At 43.7% G+C, this 18,220-nt stretch carries 16 protein-coding genes; 4 read left to right on the top strand and 12 right to left on the bottom strand.

The window, feature by feature from the left end; genetic code table 11:
• Window positions 1–33: 33 nt before the first annotated feature.
• Complete coding sequence (locus tag NYE28_RS07505) at window positions 34–1,599, top strand: M4 family metallopeptidase (RefSeq protein WP_342490347.1); 1,566 nt, start codon at window positions 34–36, stop codon at window positions 1,597–1,599.
• A gap of 51 nt (window positions 1,600–1,650) precedes the next feature.
• Here the strand turns inward: NYE28_RS07505 and NYE28_RS07500 are convergent, their stop codons facing one another.
• The 3 genes from NYE28_RS07500 to NYE28_RS07490 form a co-directional block, all read right to left on the bottom strand.
• Entirely contained in the window at window positions 1,651–2,106 is a 456-nt protein-coding gene (locus NYE28_RS07500) for a GNAT family N-acetyltransferase (RefSeq protein WP_342490346.1), read from the bottom strand.
• Window positions 2,093–2,890 carry an inositol-1-monophosphatase gene (suhB, locus tag NYE28_RS07495; RefSeq protein ID WP_007409670.1) on the bottom strand — a complete coding sequence of 266 codons (798 nt, stop codon included), beginning with the start codon at window positions 2,888–2,890 and terminating at the stop codon, window positions 2,093–2,095. Before suhB ends, NYE28_RS07500 begins: the two co-directional genes overlap by 14 nt.
• Before the next feature lie 133 nt (window positions 2,891–3,023).
• Complete coding sequence (locus NYE28_RS07490; RefSeq protein ID WP_007409669.1) at window positions 3,024–3,212, bottom strand: hypothetical protein; 189 nt, start codon at window positions 3,210–3,212, stop codon at window positions 3,024–3,026.
• Between the two features lie 236 nt (window positions 3,213–3,448).
• Between NYE28_RS07490 and NYE28_RS07485 the strand changes: the two genes are divergently transcribed.
• Complete coding sequence (locus NYE28_RS07485; RefSeq protein WP_007409668.1) at window positions 3,449–4,081, top strand: DUF1054 domain-containing protein; 633 nt, start codon at window positions 3,449–3,451, stop codon at window positions 4,079–4,081.
• 34 nt (window positions 4,082–4,115) lie between these two features.
• On the opposite strand, the gene NYE28_RS07480 is transcribed toward NYE28_RS07485, so the two are convergent.
• A complete protein-coding gene (locus NYE28_RS07480; protein WP_038463851.1) occupies window positions 4,116–4,382 on the bottom strand; it encodes a UPF0223 family protein in 267 nt (88 codons plus the stop codon).
• A 179-nt stretch (window positions 4,383–4,561) separates the two neighbouring features.
• Here NYE28_RS07480 and NYE28_RS07475 point away from each other — a divergent pair, with 179 nt between their 5' ends.
• Entirely contained in the window at window positions 4,562–6,034 is a 1,473-nt protein-coding gene (locus tag NYE28_RS07475; protein WP_007409666.1) for an aminotransferase class I/II-fold pyridoxal phosphate-dependent enzyme, read from the top strand.
• 47 nt (window positions 6,035–6,081) lie between these two features.
• Here the strand turns inward: NYE28_RS07475 and NYE28_RS07470 are convergent, their stop codons facing one another.
• Both NYE28_RS07470 and NYE28_RS07465 read right to left on the bottom strand, forming a co-directional pair.
• The gene (locus tag NYE28_RS07470) at window positions 6,082–6,201 is read right to left on the bottom strand and encodes a GapA-binding peptide SR1P (protein ID WP_003154518.1); all 120 of its coding nucleotides are present in this window, start codon (window positions 6,199–6,201) and stop codon (window positions 6,082–6,084) included.
• Window positions 6,202–6,314: 113 nt separating this feature from the next.
• Window positions 6,315–7,115 carry a polysaccharide deacetylase family protein gene (locus NYE28_RS07465; RefSeq protein WP_038463848.1) on the bottom strand — a complete coding sequence of 267 codons (801 nt, stop codon included), beginning with the start codon at window positions 7,113–7,115 and terminating at the stop codon, window positions 6,315–6,317.
• A gap of 248 nt (window positions 7,116–7,363) precedes the next feature.
• Here NYE28_RS07465 and NYE28_RS07460 point away from each other — a divergent pair, with 248 nt between their 5' ends.
• Complete coding sequence (locus tag NYE28_RS07460) at window positions 7,364–7,738, top strand: hypothetical protein (RefSeq protein WP_007409664.1); 375 nt, start codon at window positions 7,364–7,366, stop codon at window positions 7,736–7,738.
• 47 nt (window positions 7,739–7,785) lie between these two features.
• On the opposite strand, the gene lpdA is transcribed toward NYE28_RS07460, so the two are convergent.
• The 6 genes from lpdA to NYE28_RS07430 all read right to left on the bottom strand — a co-directional run bounded on the left by lpdA (window position 7,786) and on the right by NYE28_RS07430 (window position 18,197).
• Window positions 7,786–9,198 (bottom strand): dihydrolipoyl dehydrogenase, encoded by a 1,413-nt coding sequence (lpdA, locus tag NYE28_RS07455; protein WP_007409663.1) that lies wholly within the window; start codon window positions 9,196–9,198, stop codon window positions 7,786–7,788.
• Window positions 9,199–9,202: 4 nt separating this feature from the next.
• Window positions 9,203–10,531, bottom strand: coding sequence for a pyruvate dehydrogenase complex dihydrolipoyllysine-residue acetyltransferase (pdhC, locus tag NYE28_RS07450; RefSeq protein ID WP_012117474.1), 1,329 nt, complete (start codon window positions 10,529–10,531; stop codon window positions 9,203–9,205).
• A gap of 123 nt (window positions 10,532–10,654) precedes the next feature.
• Window positions 10,655–11,632 carry a pyruvate dehydrogenase complex E1 component subunit beta gene (gene pdhB, locus NYE28_RS07445; RefSeq protein WP_003154528.1) on the bottom strand — a complete coding sequence of 326 codons (978 nt, stop codon included), beginning with the start codon at window positions 11,630–11,632 and terminating at the stop codon, window positions 10,655–10,657.
• A gap of 3 nt (window positions 11,633–11,635) precedes the next feature.
• Window positions 11,636–12,751, bottom strand: coding sequence for a pyruvate dehydrogenase (acetyl-transferring) E1 component subunit alpha (gene pdhA / locus NYE28_RS07440; RefSeq protein ID WP_007611171.1), 1,116 nt, complete (start codon window positions 12,749–12,751; stop codon window positions 11,636–11,638).
• Window positions 12,752–13,221: 470 nt separating this feature from the next.
• Window positions 13,222–14,313 (bottom strand): serine hydrolase domain-containing protein, encoded by a 1,092-nt coding sequence (locus tag NYE28_RS07435; protein ID WP_007409662.1) that lies wholly within the window; start codon window positions 14,311–14,313, stop codon window positions 13,222–13,224.
• A gap of 32 nt (window positions 14,314–14,345) precedes the next feature.
• Window positions 14,346–18,197, bottom strand: a complete 3,852-nt coding sequence (locus tag NYE28_RS07430; protein ID WP_160223030.1) for an alpha/beta fold hydrolase — start codon at window positions 18,195–18,197, stop codon at window positions 14,346–14,348.
• Window positions 18,198–18,220: the final 23 nt, after the last annotated feature.

Raw genomic sequence — 18,220 nt, 5'->3', positions numbered from 1 at the left:
AGTTTTCATTATTTTCAAAAAGGGGGATTTATTGTGGGTTTAGGTAAGAAATTGTCTGTTGCTGTCGCCGCTTCCTTTATGAGTTTAACTATCAGTCTTCCGGGTGTTCAGGCCGCTGAGAATCCTCAGCTTAAAGAAAACCTGACGAACTTTGTGCCGAAGCATTCTTTGGTGCAGTCTGAGTTGCCTTCAGTCAGTGACAAAGCAATCAAGCAATACTTGAAACAAAACGGCAAAGTCTTCAAAGGCAACCCTTCTGAGAGACTGAAGCTGATTGACCACACGACCGATGATCTCGGCTACAAGCACTTCCGTTATGTGCCTGTCGTTAACGGTGTGCCTGTGAAAGACTCGCAAGTCATTATTCACGTCGATAAATCCAACAATGTCTATGCGATTAACGGTGAATTAAACAACGATGCTTCTGCCAAAACGGCTAACAGCAAAAAATTATCTGCAAATCAGGCGCTGGATCATGCTTTTAAAGTAATCGGCAAATCACCTGAAGCCGTCTCTAACGGCAACGTTACAAACAAAAACAAAGCCGAGCTGAAAGCAGCGGCCACAAAAGACGGTAAATACCGCCTCGCCTATGATGTAACCATCCGCTACATCGAACCGGAACCAGCTAACTGGGAAGTAACCGTTGATGCGGAAACAGGGAAAGTCCTGAAAAAGCAAAACAAAGTGGAGCATGCCGCTGCAACCGGAACAGGTACGACTCTTAAAGGAAAAACGGTCTCATTAAATATTTCTTCTGAAAGCGGCAAATATGTAATGCGTGATCTTTCTAAACCTACTGGAACGCAAATTATTACGTACGATCTGCAAAACCGACAATATAACCTGCCGGGCACACTCGTATCAAGCACTACCAACCAGTTCACAACTTCTTCTCAGCGCGCTGCCGTTGATGCGCATTACAATCTCGGCAAAGTGTACGATTATTTCTATCAGACGTTTAAACGCAATAGCTACGACAATAAAGGCGGCAAAATCGTATCTTCCGTTCATTACGGCAGCAAATACAATAACGCGGCCTGGATCGGCGACCAAATGATTTACGGTGACGGTGACGGCTCATTCTTCTCGCCTCTTTCCGGTTCAATGGACGTAACGGCCCATGAAATGACACACGGTGTTACACAGGAAACAGCCAACCTGAACTATGAAAATCAGCCGGGCGCTTTAAACGAATCCTTCTCTGATGTATTCGGATACTTCAATGATACTGAGGACTGGGATATCGGTGAAGATATTACGGTCAGCCAGCCGGCTCTCCGCAGTTTATCCACTCCGACAAAATACGGACAGCCCGACCATTACAAAAATTATCAAAACCTTCCGAACACTGATGCCGGCGACTACGGCGGCGTGCATACAAACAGCGGAATTCCGAACAAAGCCGCTTACAACACGATTACAAAAATCGGCGTGAAAAAAGCGGAGCAGATTTACTATCGCGCACTAACGGTATATCTCACTCCGTCATCAAACTTTAAAGATGCAAAAGCAGCTTTGATTCAATCAGCGCGGGACCTTTACGGCTCTCAAGACGCTGCAAGCGTAGAAGCGGCCTGGAATGCGGTCGGCTTGTAAACAAGAAAAGAGACCGGAGAAATCCGGTCTCTTTTTTATATCTGAAACATTTCACAATGGCTTCACCATGATCATATATGTCTTTTCACGATCGTCTTTTTCAAGCTTAAGCTGTTCAAAGCCGCATTGGCTTAAAAACAAAACCCATTCCTGCCTGTCCAGGGGAACGGCTGAAAACATCGCTTTATGCTCCCCTCTCAGCCGGCCCGCAATCTCTTCAATGACCGCGCGTCCGATTCCTTTCTCTTTTGCTTCCGGAGCGACGGCCACGGTTCCGAGCCACGGTTTTCCGTTTGAAGGCGCCCATTCCAAATGAAAACTGACGGCGGCAGGAGCGCCGTCAATCTCCCATACGAGCCATGTTCCATTGTACATGGAGTATGCAAGCATAAACTCCGCCGCATTTTTTGTTCCGAACTCTTCGTTTTTCCACACCGGGTGTGATGTCGCCAGCTGCTCCAGAAACCCGAGATCTTCTTCTTCTTCAAAATCTCTACCTGTCAGCATGTAAATAGTCGTCAAAGATAATTTTATGTATTGCCGGATTGCCCGCAAGCACGCTGTGGTTGTCTAAAAACGTAAACGGTTCGCCGTCTGTGGTCGTGTAAATGCCCCCGACTTCGTTCAGCAGCACGCAGCCGGCAGCGTAATCCCACGGCGCGAGCCTCATCGTAATGTATGCGTCAATGCGGCCGGCCGCAACACTGGCCAGCTCAAGTGCCGCCGAACCGTAGGAACGCGTTCCTCTGACCCGTTTTACGAGCGGCGCCAAAATACTCGGGTCAATCCTTCTGTTTTCCGTCACCCATGTGGCATTGATTGCAATAATGGCTTCTTCAATGGAAGCTTCTTTTAAAGGAGCAAGCGGCGTGTCGTTCAGATAAGCCCCTTTTCCGCTGAATGCGTGATACAGTTCGTCCTGCATCACATCATAAATTAAGCCGATTTTGCCTTTTCCGTCTTCAAAGATGCCGATGGAGATCGCGAAATGCCGCTTTTGATGGACAAAATTCATCGTTCCGTCAATCGGATCAATGATCCAGACGATTCCGTCAAGGGAGCGGAGCTTATCTCCCTGCCCTTCTTCTCCGAGAATCCGGTGTCCGGGAAAAGTTCCCTGTATACGGTCAATGAAAAAGCGTTCCGTCTCTTTATCAATATTTGTGACTAAATCATTCGGATTTGATTTTGTTTCAATCGTCAAGCTTTCCTGCATGGATTGTCTGATTCTCGTTCCGGCTTCTTTTACCCATTGTTTTGCGATATCATCAATTTCCGTCCAATTTGTCATACCGTGTACCTCTTTTCTATGTATAGCTTATTCTATAGCATACTGATAAAGGCGATGAAAAAGCAAGGAAAATGAAAAAAATGCCTTCTCACGTAAAAACGAACCATTTCCTGCGGTTCGTTTTTACTATTCTTTATCCGTTAAGCCGAATCCATTCTTTTCTGAGACGTTCCAGTTTTCTTTTGCTGAGATCGATTTGATCTGCATTCTCTTTTTGCATGGCCTCATACAGGGTTGCCAATTCATAATCAACCTCTAGTCTCCAGACAGCTACACGGTTATTTTTTTCCTCCCTGAATCCTTCCTTCACCACTTGCCTCATTGTCTTTCGCCCCTTCCAGAGATCATTTGTTAAAAAAGCATCCCATTTTTCCAATTTATTAATGATACTTCTTATATCGTATGGAAACTTATATTCGGCTGTAACAACATTCTTAAAATTGTGTGTTTACCTATTCGTTTTTTACCACCAATCCTCTCGGCTCAAACGTTCTCAATGTTTTTGCGGCCGGCGGCGGCTGTGGTAAAATATGAATACTTACGATAAGGAGGAAAAAGATGACTCAGATGCGTTTTACAAAAGAAGACTTCGATACATTTACAATAGAAGGTTTAGATCCGCGCATGGAGGTGTTAAAAGAACAAGTCCGTCCGAAGCTGACCTTGTTAGGAGAGCATTTCGCACCGACATTGTCAGCATTGACAGGAGATGAAATGTTCCCGCATGTCGCCAAGCACGCGAGAAGATCTGTCAACCCGCCGGCTGACAGCTGGGTTGCCTTTGCCAACAGCAAACGCGGGTATAAGAAACTCCCTCACTTTCAGATCGGTTTATGGGACACCCATATGTTTGTATGGTTTGCCATCATTTATGAATCTCCGATAAAAGAGGAATACGGCAGATTGCTGGAAGCGAAGCAGGAGGACATCACAAAACAGATTCCCGGTCATTTTGTATGGTCGCCGGATCATACGAAGCCAGGTGCGTACAAGCAGTCCGACATGGATCAGGAGCAGCTGAAAACATTATTTGAACGCCTGCAGACAGTGAAAAAAGCAGAGCTTTTGTGCGGCATTCAGCTGCAAAAAGAAGACGTGATCAACATGAACAACAATGAATTCCTGCAAACCATTGAAGATGCTTTTAGGAAGCTTTCCTTTTTATACACACTGACTCAGAAAGTCTCATAACATAAAAAGCGGGCCGATTGCCGGCTCGCTTTGTCTACATTTTGATAATCGCTTGATCTGATTGTTTCGCCTGTTTCACAGTCCGATACGGGGAATAGGTGCTGTCAGCTTCAAATTGGCTGCAGATTTTCTTTTCTTCCGCTTTCCCGGGAACGATTTCTTTAAAGCGGCGGTACGCATTCAGAAGTCTGTCTCGGTCAGCTCCTTTTTCATAGGCGTTTTCCACCTGCTGAAAAAAAGCAATGACATCCACGGCCTCCTCTGTCGTCCAGTCCTCATCCATCGGATATTGATATTCCAAATGTCTTCACTCCTTTATAATCATGCTCAAAATAAGCATCTTCCATAGATCATAAATTGTTCTTTACTTTCTTTCAAGTTCATAATATAATTCATTTGTTTTACGTTTAAAAAACGGGTAATAAAACTGAATGTAATACAAACTAATCCGTAGGTATTATGATAAAGGTGGGAAAACAATTGCCGCAACATGAAACACCCCTGTACAGCGGACTGAAAAAGCACGCGGACAGACAGCCTGTCCAATTCCACATTCCGGGCCATAAAAAAGGCGCGGGAATGGATCCGGAATTCAGACAATTTATCGGAGAAAACGCGTTAAGCATAGATTTAATTAATATCGAACCTCTGGATGATTTACATGCGCCAAAGGGCATCATTAAAGAAGCCCAGGATCTGGCCGCTCGAGCATTCGGCGCAGACCATACCTTCTTTTCCGTACAAGGGACGAGCGGCGCCATTATGACGATGGTCATGGCCGTATGCGGACCCGGAGATAAAATCATCATCCCGAGAAACGTTCATAAATCCATTATGTCGGCCATTGTATTTTCCGGAGCGGTGCCGATTTTTATTCACCCGGAAATTGACGATGAGCTCGGAATTTCTCACGGCATTACGCTTGAGTCCGCCGAGCGGGCTTTGACGGAGCACCCTGACGCAAAAGGCCTGCTTGTCATAAATCCGACGTACTTCGGTGTGGCAGCTGACTTGAGCAGCATTGTAAAGCTCGCGCATTCTTTCGATGTGCCTGTGCTTGTCGATGAAGCGCACGGCGTGCATATTCATTTTCATGATAAGCTTCCTCTGTCCGCCATGCAGGCGGGCGCTGATATGGCAGCCACAAGCGTGCACAAATTGGGAGGCTCCCTGACGCAGAGCTCCATTTTAAATGTGAGAGAAGGTCTTGTTTCCAAAGAAAGAGTACAGTCGATTTTAAGCATGCTGACGACAACGTCAACATCCTATCTGCTTCTCGCTTCACTGGATGTCGCAAGAAAACGCCTCGCTACAGAAGGCCGCGACCTTCTTGAAGATACGATTCTGCTGGCGGATCAGACACGGAAACGCCTCAATCAAATTGAAGGCATCCGCTGTGTCGGCGAAGAAATCACAGGGTCTAAAGCTGCATTCAGTTATGATCCGACTAAATTAATCATTTCGGTCAAAAACCTCGGCCTGACGGGTCATGACGTTGAAAAATGGCTCCGCGAATCATATAATATCGAAGTCGAGCTGTCCGATTTGTATAATATTTTATGTATTTTCACCCCCGGCGACAGAGCGGGAGATGCCGACCGTCTTGTAAGCGCGCTTACAGACATTTCAAAGCAGGCTTCCGACAATGACTATGCTCATCAGCAAACCGAAGTTCTGCTTCCTGAAATTCCTCTGTTAGCGATGACGCCAAGAGACGCGTTTTACGCAAATACGGAAGTCATTCCGTTAAAAGAATCCGCGGGACGGATCATCGCAGAGTTTGTCATGGTGTACCCGCCGGGAATTCCGATCTTTATTCCGGGCGAGATCATTACTGAAGAAAATATCAGCTACATTTTTAAAAACTTGGACGCCGGCCTTCCTGTGCAGGGTCCCGAAGATGCAACGCTTGAAATGATCAGAGTCATCAAAGAGCAAAAAGCCATCCAATAAACATAAAGAAGCCCGAAACGAAATCGTTTCGGGCCTTTTTACGCTTTTTACTCTTCTTCAAGATGACACTGGCATTGTCCGCAGCATGTTCCGTATAACGTCGTGACCTTCTCATCCTCAAAGTAATGAATCGCTTCGTTACAGTCTTGGCAAACAATTGTACCCATCTGTCATTCCCCATTTCTCAGAATTTGAAAACGCTTAATTTTCACTTGTTGTTATTATATTATTATGTCACATTTAATATGTCAACTGATAAATTGTATAACACATTTATTTTTTACGGTCTTTTTATAGCTCGAGGTTCAATCACAGTATATCCTTTATGACGCAATCCTTTTACAATGTCCGGCATGGCTTCCGCCGTCCATTTCCGGTCATGCATCAATATGTTGGCCCCGTCCCGCAGATAAGGACTGTTCAGTGTGATATCGGTAAGCGCTTTTTTGGATTGATATTTCTGATCCCAATCATACCCGAAGGTCCAGTTCATTTTCACCATACCTTCTTTTTTTATAAGTCTGTCACTGTAGTCCGTATTGCTTCCGAAAGGCGCCCTGAAAAATGCGGGTTTCTCTCCTATTACCTTTTCAACCGCTTTATTGACGCCAATGATTTCTTCCCATTGTTTTTGTTCGGAAAGATCTTTTAAGTTTTGATGAGTCATTGTATGATTACCGATCATAAAACCTAACTCATGAATATGCTTAAGCGCTTTCTTATTTTCATCTTTTTTCAAAAAATGTCCGTTTACAAAAAAGATCGCTGACGCATTGAGATCGTGCAGTTTGTCCGCAATCTCAGCGGCATGCTGATCAGGCGCGTCATCGATCGTTACCAATGCGATCGGTTTTTTCTCTTTCTGTTCATCCATTTTTTCCACAGAAAAGCTATTCGGATTGATATAGTAACGGGGCTCCGCCTTCTGTTTTTTCTGTTTTTCCTCTTTTGTATGGTGGTTTTCCCGTTTGGCATGATTGGCCGCGGCTTGAGAATGGGGTTTGTTTGTTTGCATCTTTTCATTTGATTGGCAGCCGGCGAGTAAGCACATACATATGACGGCTGCAGCGGCTTTATACATGACAATCCCTCCTGATATGGTTTTGCTCCCAGTATAACGAAAAAACAGCGCTCTCACGAAAAACAATGTGCCTTTTTTACACATCGGCTGCGCAAGTTGTCACACGTATTATTTCTTCATTAAAAACGGTTTCAATTATATAACAATTCAGTAACAAGCCTTAGGTTTTTCACCTCTCGTGATACACTTGATATAGTCCTTATAAATGGATGAACCCATATATTATATAAAACAGAGGAGTAAGATAGATGCGCTACCGTACGGTGATTCCCTTTTTTTTGATGCTGTTCGTTCTGTCAAGCTGTTCGGTTTCTACTGTCAGTCCATTCACAAAAAACCGGATCGACAGCATTCATCACACTCAAATCTTGTTTTTTTCCGATGAAAATCATATAGATAAAGAAGTGCCTTATTACGATGCGATTCTTGATTTAGAAAAGAAATATCCCCATCATGTCGATCAAATGAAGGTTTATGACAACAGAAAGGGATGGGAAGAGGAAATCAACACGTTCCCTGCGCTGATGGTGATCAATCATCGGCATGTGGTCATGAAGATTGAGGGATCCGTAAAGAAAAAAGAGGATATCATCAAACCTATGCAGCATGTGCTTGCACAATAAAAACAGCCCCCGCTTTTACAAACGGGGGCTGTTTCTTTGTTACATTATTATTTTACGATATGGATCGGGCTTCCGATTGCTACTTCGGCAGCTTCCATAGTGATTTCGCCCAATGTCGGGTGAGCGTGAATTGTCATTGCGATATCTTCAGCAGTCATTCCGCCTTCGATCGCCAGGCTCAATTCAGAAATCATGTCAGAAGCGCTTGCGCCGGCAATTTGCGCACCGATTACAAGACCGTCTTCTTTACGAGTGATCAGCTTCATGAAGCCGTCAGTTTCGTTAAGAGACAGCGCACGTCCGTTTGCTGCAAACGGGAACTTAGCTGCAACGACTTCAATGCCTTCTTCTTTCGCCTGTGCTTCAGTGTAACCGACAGAAGCCAGTTCAGGCTCAGAGAATACAACCGCCGGAATACCGAGGTAATCGATTTCAGCCGGCTCTCCTGAAATAGCTTCGGCAGCGATTTTACCTTCGTAAGACGCTTTGTGAGCCAATGGAGGTCCGTCAATGATGTCACCGATTGCGTAAATGTTCGGTACGTTTGTGCGGCACTGCTTGTCTGTTTTAATGACACCGCGGTCAGTCATTTCGATACCGACTTGCTCAAGGCCGAGCTCATCAGTGTTCGGACGGCGTCCGACAGTGATTAATACGTAATCAGCATCAACCGTTTTTTCTTCGCCTTTTACTTCGAATGTAACTGTTACGCCGTCAGGTCTTTCCTCAACGCCTTTAGCCATGGCGCTTGTATGGATTTCAACGTTGCCTTTTTTCTTCAGTCTGCGGGTAACGAGAGAACTCATTTGTTTTTCGAAGCCAGGAAGAATTTCATCTCCGCCTTCTAAAATAACCAATTCAGTTCCGAAGTTCGCATACGCTGTTCCAAGCTCAGTACCGATATATCCGCCGCCGATAACAACGAGCTTTTTCGGAATTTCTTTAAGCGCAAGTGCGCCTGTAGAGTTCAGAACGCGTTCGCTATATTTGAAGTTTGGCAATTCGATAGGGCGAGAACCGGTAGCAATGATTGCGTTTTTAAATGTGTATGTTTGCGCAGAGTTCTCATCCATTACACGGACAGAGTTGCTGTCTACGAAATAAGCTTCCCCTTTTATAACATCCACTTTATTTCCTTTTAAAAGACCTGCAACACCGCCGGTAAGCTTATTTACAACAGAAGCTTTCCATTCTTGGACTTTTGTAAAGTCAACCGTTACGTTCTCAGCAGTGATTCCCATGTCATCTGAATGTTTTGCATTCTCGTAACGATGGCCTGCATTGATGAGCGCTTTTGAAGGAATACAGCCGACGTTCAGACAAACGCCTCCAAGAGTTGCTTTTTCAACGACTGTTACTTTTTGTCCAAGCTGAGCAGCGCGGATGGCAGCTACATAGCCGCCGGGTCCCGCACCAATCACAAGAGTATCTGTTTCAATAGGGAAATCTCCTACTACCATAACATTACGCCTCCATTAAAATAAGTTGTGGATCGTTCAGTAAACGCTTGATGTGGTTTAACGCATTTTGTGCAGTTGCTCCGTCAATCATACGGTGGTCAAAGCTGAGAGAAAGAGCTAAGACAGGAGCAGCTACAATTTCACCGTCACGGACGATCGCTTTTTCAGCAATACGGCCGATACCGAGAATCGCAACCTCTGGATGGTTGATAACCGGTGTGAACCATTGGCCTCCGGCAGAACCGATATTTGTGATCGTGCAAGAAGCGCCTTTCATTTCCGCAGGTGCAAGCTTGCCTTCACGCGCTTTTGTAGCAAGGCTGTTGATTTCATCAGAGATTTCGAAAACGGCTTTACGGTCGGCATTTTTCACTACCGGCACAAGCAGGCCTTTTTCGGTATCCGCTGCAATTCCGATGTTGAAGTAATGTTTTTGGATCACTTCATCTGTTTTATCATCAATAGATGTGTTTAAAACAGGGAATTTTTTCAAAGCGGATGTTAATGCTTTGACGACGTAAGGCAGATAAGTCAGCTTGATGCCTTGATCAGCAGCAACTTGTTTGAACTGTTTGCGGTGAGCAACAAGATTTGTTACGTCAACTTCATCCATAAGAGTTACGTGCGGTGCAGTATGCTTAGAGTTCACCATTGCTTTCGCGATCGCTTTACGGATACCGCTCATTTTTTCGCGTGTTTCAGGGAATTCGCCTTCAGGAGCCTGAGCCGCTGCAGGTTTAGCTGTTTCCTGAGGTGCAGCTGTTTCTTGCGGTGCCGCTTCTTGAGCCGCTCCTCCATTTGCAAAGCTGTCGATATCTTCTTTTACAACACGTCCGTTATTGCCTGAACCTGTTACTTTACGGATATCCACGCCTTTTTCACGGGCATATTTGCGTACGGAAGGCATGGCGATCACGCGTTTGTTCGGATCAGCTTCCACTTGGTCCTGCTGTCCTGCACCGGTTTCTTTTGCAGGCTCTTTAGGAGTCTCTTCTTTAGAGATATCCTGCCCTGCTTCAGCAGACGACTGAACTTGAGCTTCAGTTTTCGCATCTCCTGAATCATGGCTTCCTTTAAATTGAAGATCTTCGTAACCAGGTGCGTCAAACGTAATAATCGTTTGTCCAACAGTTGCAACTGTTCCCTCTTCAACTTTTAATTCTAATACTTTTCCTTTAACAGGTGAAGGAATTTCTACCACTGCTTTATCATTTTGCACTTCAGCCAGAACATCGTCTTCTTCTACCTCGTCGTTCGGCTTAACAAACCATTTTACGATTTCGCCTTCGTGGATACCTTCCCCGATATCCGGAAGTTTAAATTCAAATGCCACAGTTTTCGACCTCCTAGTTGATTAAGCAAATTTTAGTTATGCATTCGCAAGCATTGAACCTAGTAAACAGACTCCTTCATATAAGAGAAAAGGACTCTCTTTACCGTCTTTTATGATGCCTGATTAAAATTCAAGAACTTTTTTCGCAGTTTCAAGAACGTCTTTATGGTTTGGAAGCCATACGCTCTCAGCAAGCGAGAAAGGAAATACTGTATCAGGCGCCGCAACACGCAGAACCGGAGCTTCCAGGCTCAGAATCGCGCGGTCATTGATTTCAGCTACAACGTTGGCAGCGATGCCGGCTTGTTTTTGAGCTTCTTGCACGACAATTGCGCGGCCTGTTTTTTCAACAGAAGCAATAATCGTATCAATATCAAGCGGACTTACAGTGCGAAGGTCGATAACTTCAGCAGAAACGCCTTCTTTTTCAAGCTCTTCAGCAGCCTTAAGCGACTCATGAACCATCGCGCCGTATGTGATGATAGAAAGGTCAGTACCTTCGCGTTTCACATCAGCTTTGCCTAGCTCAATTGTGTATTCCTCCTCAGGAACTTCCTGACGGAAAGAACGGTAAAGTTTCATATGCTCTAAGAAAACAACCGGATCATTGTCTCTGATAGAGGCAATCAGCAGTCCTTTTGCATCGTAAGGAGTGGATGGGATAACAACTTTAATACCCGGCTGCTGAGCGATAAGGCCTTCCAAACTGTCAGCGTGAAGTTCAGGTGTATGAACCCCTCCGCCGAATGGAGAACGGATTGTCACCGGAGAAGTCCAGCGTCCGCCGGAACGGTAGCGGAGACGAGCCATTTGTCCTGAGATTGAATCCATTACTTCATATACGAATCCGAAGAATTGGATTTCCATAACAGGACGGTAATCTTGCAGGCCTAAACCGAGAGCGAGACCGCCGATACCGGATTCAGCAAGCGGCGTGTCAAATACGCGGTCCTCACCGAATTCTTTTTGAAGGCCTTCAGTTGCACGGAATACGCCTCCGGCAACGCCTACATCTTCCCCGAAAAGCAGAACGTTTTCATTGTTTTTCAGTTCTGTGCGTAACGCATCAGTGATCGCTTGAATCATTGTCATTTGCGCCATGGCTTACTTCGACTCCTTCGCTTTGTAAATTTCAAGTTGTTCTTTCAAGTTGAACGTCGGCTCTTCAAACATATTCTCAATCAGCTCTGTTACTTTCGGTTTTGATTCGCCGTCAGCCTTTTTGATAGCTTGTTTGATTTCTTCTTTGGCCTGTTCAATCACTTTGTTCTCTTCTTCTTCAGACCATAGTCCTTTGTTTTCCAAGAACTTGCGGAAACGTACGAGCGGGTCTTTTTGCTCCCATTCATTTTCTATTTCTTTCGTACGATATTTAGTCGGATCGTCACCGGACATTGTATGAGGTCCGTAACGGAATGTAAGAGTTTCAATCAGAGTCGGACCTTCACCGTTAATTGCGCGCTGGCGTGCTTCTGCGGTTGCAGCGTAAACGGCAAGTGCATCCATTCCGTCTACTTGAACACCTGTAATACCGACGGCAACTGCTTTTTGGGCAATTGTCTGTGCGGATGATTGCTTTTCTACAGGAGTTGAAATCGCATAGCGGTTATTCTGAACAACGAAGATCGCTGGCGCTTTAAATGCTCCGGCAAAGTTCATTCCTTCATAGAAGTCACCTTGAGAAGCTCCGCCGTCACCAGTGTAAGTAATAGCTACCGCTTTTTTACCGCGCTTTTTAAGACCTAAAGCTACACCTGCGGTTTGGATAATTTGAGCACCTATAATAATTTGAGGTGATAAAGCATTTACTCCCTCAGGCATCTGATTACCTTTAAAATGGCCTCGTGAGAACAGGAATGCCTGATGTAAAGGAAGACCGTGCCAAATCAGCTGAGGAACGTCACGATAACCCGGAAGGATAAAGTCGTCCTGTTCAAGCGCGAAGTGTGATGCAATTTGAGAAGCTTCCTGGCCCGCTGTCGGTGCATAGAAACCTAAACGTCCTTGACGGGAAAGAGAAATTGAACGCTGGTCTAAAATGCGGATATACACCATTCTTCTCATTAATTCCTTTAACTGATCATCTGAAAGATCAGGCATTGCGTCTTTATTTACGACTTCTCCTTCAGCATTTAAAATTTGGAACGTTTCAAACTGCTTATGAATAGCATCAAATTGTTTTTTGCTATCAACAATTGAAGTTTTTGTCTTTGCAGCCATTTTTTAAACCACCTCTTCTTTTGATTTAACAGGGTTAGGATACCGTTTAGCCATCCGTATTAAAAACAGTCTTATCATGCTCTGCAATTCTAAAATTAATCATTCAGAAATTCACATAGCGCTTAAGCAAAGATAATGACGTTTAAACTGTACTAATAAAAAAAGATTTTTTATTAGTACAATATGATCAACAACCATAGTTTACAGTAATTAAACAAAGCCGTCAATTATTTATAACGTCATTTTGAAACCGCTTATAAAACATAAGATCATATTGCGCCAAACTGTACTATAAAAGACTTTAAACTGTATTATAAAAATGCTCTACTGTACTATAATTAAAAAAAATTACAAAGAGTAAATTAAGTTATTTAACTTCGGGTCAGGCTTTGAAAAGATGCCGCGGGATAAAAACGGGCAGTTAGCAATCGTCCCGCCTGCCGAACAGACGGGACGATGCTTTTGTCTAATTATTCAATACCCGCCCACACGATATTCAGCGGCGTCAGCACGGCATGAGGATGAAACTCGGAAATCGGAGTGAAAAATACATACGTAAAATCTTCGGCTGGATCAGAAAACATGCCGCACCACCCCATTCCAAGATGTGAGAAGGTGCCTTCTGTCATGAAATAATGGTCACCGGCCGGCCACAAATTAATGCCTAAACCAAAGCCGCCTTCCTCTCTGGGCGCTCCGAAGAAGTAAAAAGGAAGACCGGGCTTTATTTGATTTCTCAGCATCGCCTCGACTGTTTTTCTTCCAAGCAGCTTCTTATCTTTCAATCTGCCTTTATTTCTAAACATTTCAGCTAACTTCCAAATATCTCGCAACGAAGAGTACAGACCGCTTGTCGCTTTATTCGGAAAATACGGGTGATGACTTTTTTCCAGCTGTACGCACTCGTGCTCATTGATCACACAAACTTCTTCTTTTAAAGCATCAGGCACATAAAAATACGTTCTTTCTAATCCGAGCGCTTCAATAATATGCTTTGTTACATACTGTTCGTAGGATACGCCTGTTACTTTTGAAATAATGATGCCAAGTATAACAAAGCCGGTTCTGGAATAGTTCCATGCTTCATCCACTCCGTACTCCAAAGGCGTACTGACCAGATAGTTTATCCATTCTTCCTCATTCGTTAAGTCAATGCCTTCAGCCTTTTGAATATCCAGCTCAAAACTTAATCCCGCCGTATGAGTCAAAAGGTGCAAAATTTTAATTTCTCCGAAACCCGGTTTATCAAACGCTGGCAAAATGAGCTTGACCGGCATTTTCAGATCGAGCAAACCTTTTTCGACGAGCTGCATGACGGCTACAGCGGTAAACACTTTTGTCAAAGAACCGATTTCTCTGATTGTATCAAGCTGAAATGTTTGCTTTTCTTTTTGGCCGCCGGTAAATTCCCCTAACGACTCAGCTGCAAAAACCTCACCTCCTCTTGACATCATATAACTCGCACATTGCAGATCTCCATTGTCTATCATCGTCTGATAATGGCCGTTAAGAGCGTTAATTTGTTTCATATCAAATGCCGGATTGCTTAATGTTTGTTTCATTGTTTTCTCCCCCTGTACTGTATGTATCGTTTTCATCCCTTACTTACTGATTTCTTGATGAATTCTGACACCGCTTTATTAAATTCTTCCGGATGTGTGATGTTCGGAAGATGCCCCGCTCCCTTAATTTTCTTTAATTCTGCATTGCTCAGCAGTTTCTGCAGCCTTTTTGTTTCTTTCTGATCAACTACGCTTTCCTTCTCACCCGTAAGGATAAGCGTTCTTGTATAAATGTCTTTTAAAAAGCCGATCGTAGAATAGCCTTCTTGTTGATGTATCTTCATAAAACGTTCAATAGAAGCATTTAAGAATTGATTACTGTATAAACTTTCATATTCATGCGACTTTCCTATAGCTATAAAATCATTTTTCAGTTTTTCCTCGACACTGCTTTCAGGGTCTTCTTCGTATGCGGTGTAACTTCCGGAAAGAATGAGCGTTTTTACTTTTTCAGGGTATTCATAGGCTATCCTCTGCCCTATCATGCCTCCCCAAGAAGCTGCCGCAATGTGGATCGGCCAAGCAACCCCTATCTCGTTCAGCACTTCGATAAAAGTCTGAGCCAGCCCGCTCAGTGTAAAATCGGCGCTCCCCTCACTCAGCCCGTAACCCGGTGTGTGTATGACAATTACATTAAATTGATCTGCCCACTCCTTCATTTGTTCTTTCCACATGTAAGCAGTGGTAGCAAAACCGCAAATCAGTAAAATTGTTTCACCCTTACCGCTCATCAATATTTCCATATGCCGGGCATTTTCTGTGTTTGCCAGAAAATGAACGGTTTCCGTTTCTTCTGTCTGGTAAAAAGCGATGAGTTTTTTTGCGGCATCGCTTTGATTGTGCTGAAGGGCTCCTTTCTTCAGTCTGCTCCAATAATGCAAATAATCGTCGAGATGACGATTGGAAGCCGTGCCGAGTATTCGGAAAGGACTCTCGGCTTCTTCCGTAACGACTGACGAAGCATCAAAATCGGCTGCAATCGCTGAATCTCTTACCAGAGGCGGTGCTGAACGGGCGGATAACGGCTTGAAAGCGTTTTGTATTTTTTCTTTTTCTCCGTATAACACGATCAGCTGGTGGCCTCGGCCGAGAAGCGAGTGTTCAAAAGCTTTGATTCCGGCAGTATTTTCTAATGGGTGAAGTCCGTACTCCGTTTTCATAATGTCTTGAATGCCGGGATCAACTGACATGCCTCCGTCTTTCCAGAAAGGCCAATTTACAGCGATGGTTTTTCCTGATCTTCCCCCCGCCTTTCTCATACATTCCCTCCACTCGGCAAAATGCTCCAGAAAACGATTGGCATAGGCGTAATCGGCTTGACCCAGACTTCCGATTTCTGAGGAGATGGAAGAAAACAAAACAAAAAAGTCTAAAGGCATATTTCTGAGCGCTTCATCCAAATGAATCACACCATTGACCTTTGATTGCAGCACCGCTTGAGCTTCCGCGTCTGTTTTATTCATAATGAGTGAGTCTTTTAACACGCCTGCACTGTAAATGACCCCGTTGATTTCGGAATAATCAGCATGAATTTTTTCCGCTAACTTGATGACCTGCTGCTTATCTGACATGTCAGCCTGGATATAAGAAATGCTTGCCCCGTCATATCGGATGCTGTCTAATTTTTCTTCCATGTCTGCTGTCATTTTCGATCGCCCGGCAATGATAACGCTGGCTCCGTGATTTGCATAAAGAAACGCTGAAATAATCCAGCCGATGCCGCTTAATCCTCCGATGATGAGATACACCCCGTTTTTTGCAAACTTTGCGGCCTTTTGTCCTGTTTGCGGCGAAGTGTCTTTATATGCTGTCACCCGCCTTTTTTGATCGCTGTCATATTTCACAGCCTGATGATGTCCGGCACTTAATTCATTGAGAAGCAAAGGTGCTTTTTCAATGGTTTGTCTTGAAGAAATCTCAACCGTTTTACACTTTATATTCGGCTGCTCCGCATTCAGCGTTTTAAAAAAGCCTCCAATCGCGGCGTAAACCGGATTTGTATATTGACCCTTGTCATGTACGTACAAAATGTTGATGTTTTCTTTTGTTTTTTGACGGATCAATGCTTTGCTTAAATAAAGGATTGAATAAAAGCTGTGAGTCAGATCTAACGCTGCCTCAGTATAAGCTTTTTTTGACAGGTAATGAATGATTGACGCCGGAAACGTTCCGGACTTTTTAAGATCTTCTAACAGTCTGGTGTAATGAGCAGACTGCTCCGGATTAAATTTATAATGCTTTTCATTTACCATTTCATATTCAGCGGCGGCTTCCGCATAAATAACATTTTCACTGCCGATGTACTTTCGGATTTCATCACTCAATGAACTGCCGAAATCGAAAATCAATGTATTTTCCTTAGGTACTTCTCCGGACTTTAATGGAGATTCTATCCATTCTTTTTGTAAATACAAGGAATCAAGCACCGGCTTTTCAGACGGCTCTTTCGTTTGCGTTTTTTCTTTAAAAGCTGCGGCCGGCGTATTACGCACATCATATTTTTCTTCTAAATAAGCCGCTAAATCATGAATATTGTTATAATCAAAAAGCAATGTCGGATACAATTGTGTATCCAATCTTTCCTCGAGCATTTTCGATATATGCAGCAGCTGTTTTGAGTCAAGACCCAGTTCGTAAAAAGATTGGTGTTTGTCCGCTTTATTTGGCGGTGTGTTTGTAGCCTCTCCAATAATGGATGACAGCTCATCTGTTAATGTTTTATGACTGTCTTGGTGCTGAACTGTATCAGAGATAGAGTCTGTAATGTCGGCTCCGTATTTCTCCTGCAGATATTCCGTCAATTCACCGATTGTGGAGTAATCAAATAATAAAGTCGGGTACAGCTTTGAACCTAACATCAGTTCTAATTTTTTGGATAAGTCTAATAATTGTTTAGAATCCAAGCCCATCTCGTAAAAGGAAATATCATTCTTCACTGTTTCAGCAGGTTTTTCAATCATGCCGGCTATCTCTTGGATCAAATTATTTCTGATCATTTCTTTATTGTTCGTTGCGCTGCCGACCTCTTTAGCTTTTTGGGAATGCTCCAGCCTTTGTATTGATTTTTCATTTCTGACTCTTTTCACACCGAATCTCTCATAATAAAAAGCAAGCTCTCCATCAGGCCTGTATACTTCTATGTCCGCATATAAAATGTCTTTAGAAGGCGGCTGCGTTATACTGGTTTTATTAATATACACAAAACAAGACCCAGTTGTTTTATGCAGTGCCCGGAATGTCTCAATATATATAGGGATAAACGCATTTGTTCCTTCATCCGGCAAGTCTGATGTAAGGATTCCCAACAAGCTGAGAGACCCATCCAAAAATGCGGGATGCATGTAAAAGTCATCTGTATATTCTTTTGAAAGTCCGCTTAAACTGACCTCTCCCAGAATATAATTTTCACCTTCATATACCTTACCTTCCAATTTCATAAAATCTTTATGAATCAGGCCGCCTCTGCGCAAATTACGATAGGCGGATTCAGCATCCGAAGTCCGGACGGCCCCTTTCTTTAATTCTTCGATTGAAATTGTCTTTTCGTTTATCGCATTTTTTCTTATGATTTCCGCCTGCAAGTTGACTGACGCTTCACCTTCCGCCTTTTCAGCGACCCATTTCCTGCTTGTTGTTTCAACAAGCCAGCCGTTTTCTTGTTCCGTAAACTGGAAGGTGACTTTTTTATCAAAATGGACTGACGTCGCAACAGGTTCACGGAATAAAACATGTTTGATTTCAAAACTTCGGGGTGATATCCCTTTCTCAGCTAAAAATCGTGTTATTAAATCCAGATACGTTACGCCGGGTATCGTACGCACTTGATGAAGGACATGGTCTGAAACAATATAATCGTCATGTTTGACTAATACGCTGAACCTCATGCAACTCGACAACCTTTCTTCTT

Source organism: Bacillus sp. FSL R5-0443 (assembly GCF_038608285.1).
GTDB classification, from domain to species: domain Bacteria; phylum Bacillota; class Bacilli; order Bacillales; family Bacillaceae; genus Bacillus; species Bacillus velezensis.
The sequence above is the reverse complement of the archived record's forward strand: the minus strand, read 5'-3'. Positions and strand labels throughout refer to the sequence as shown.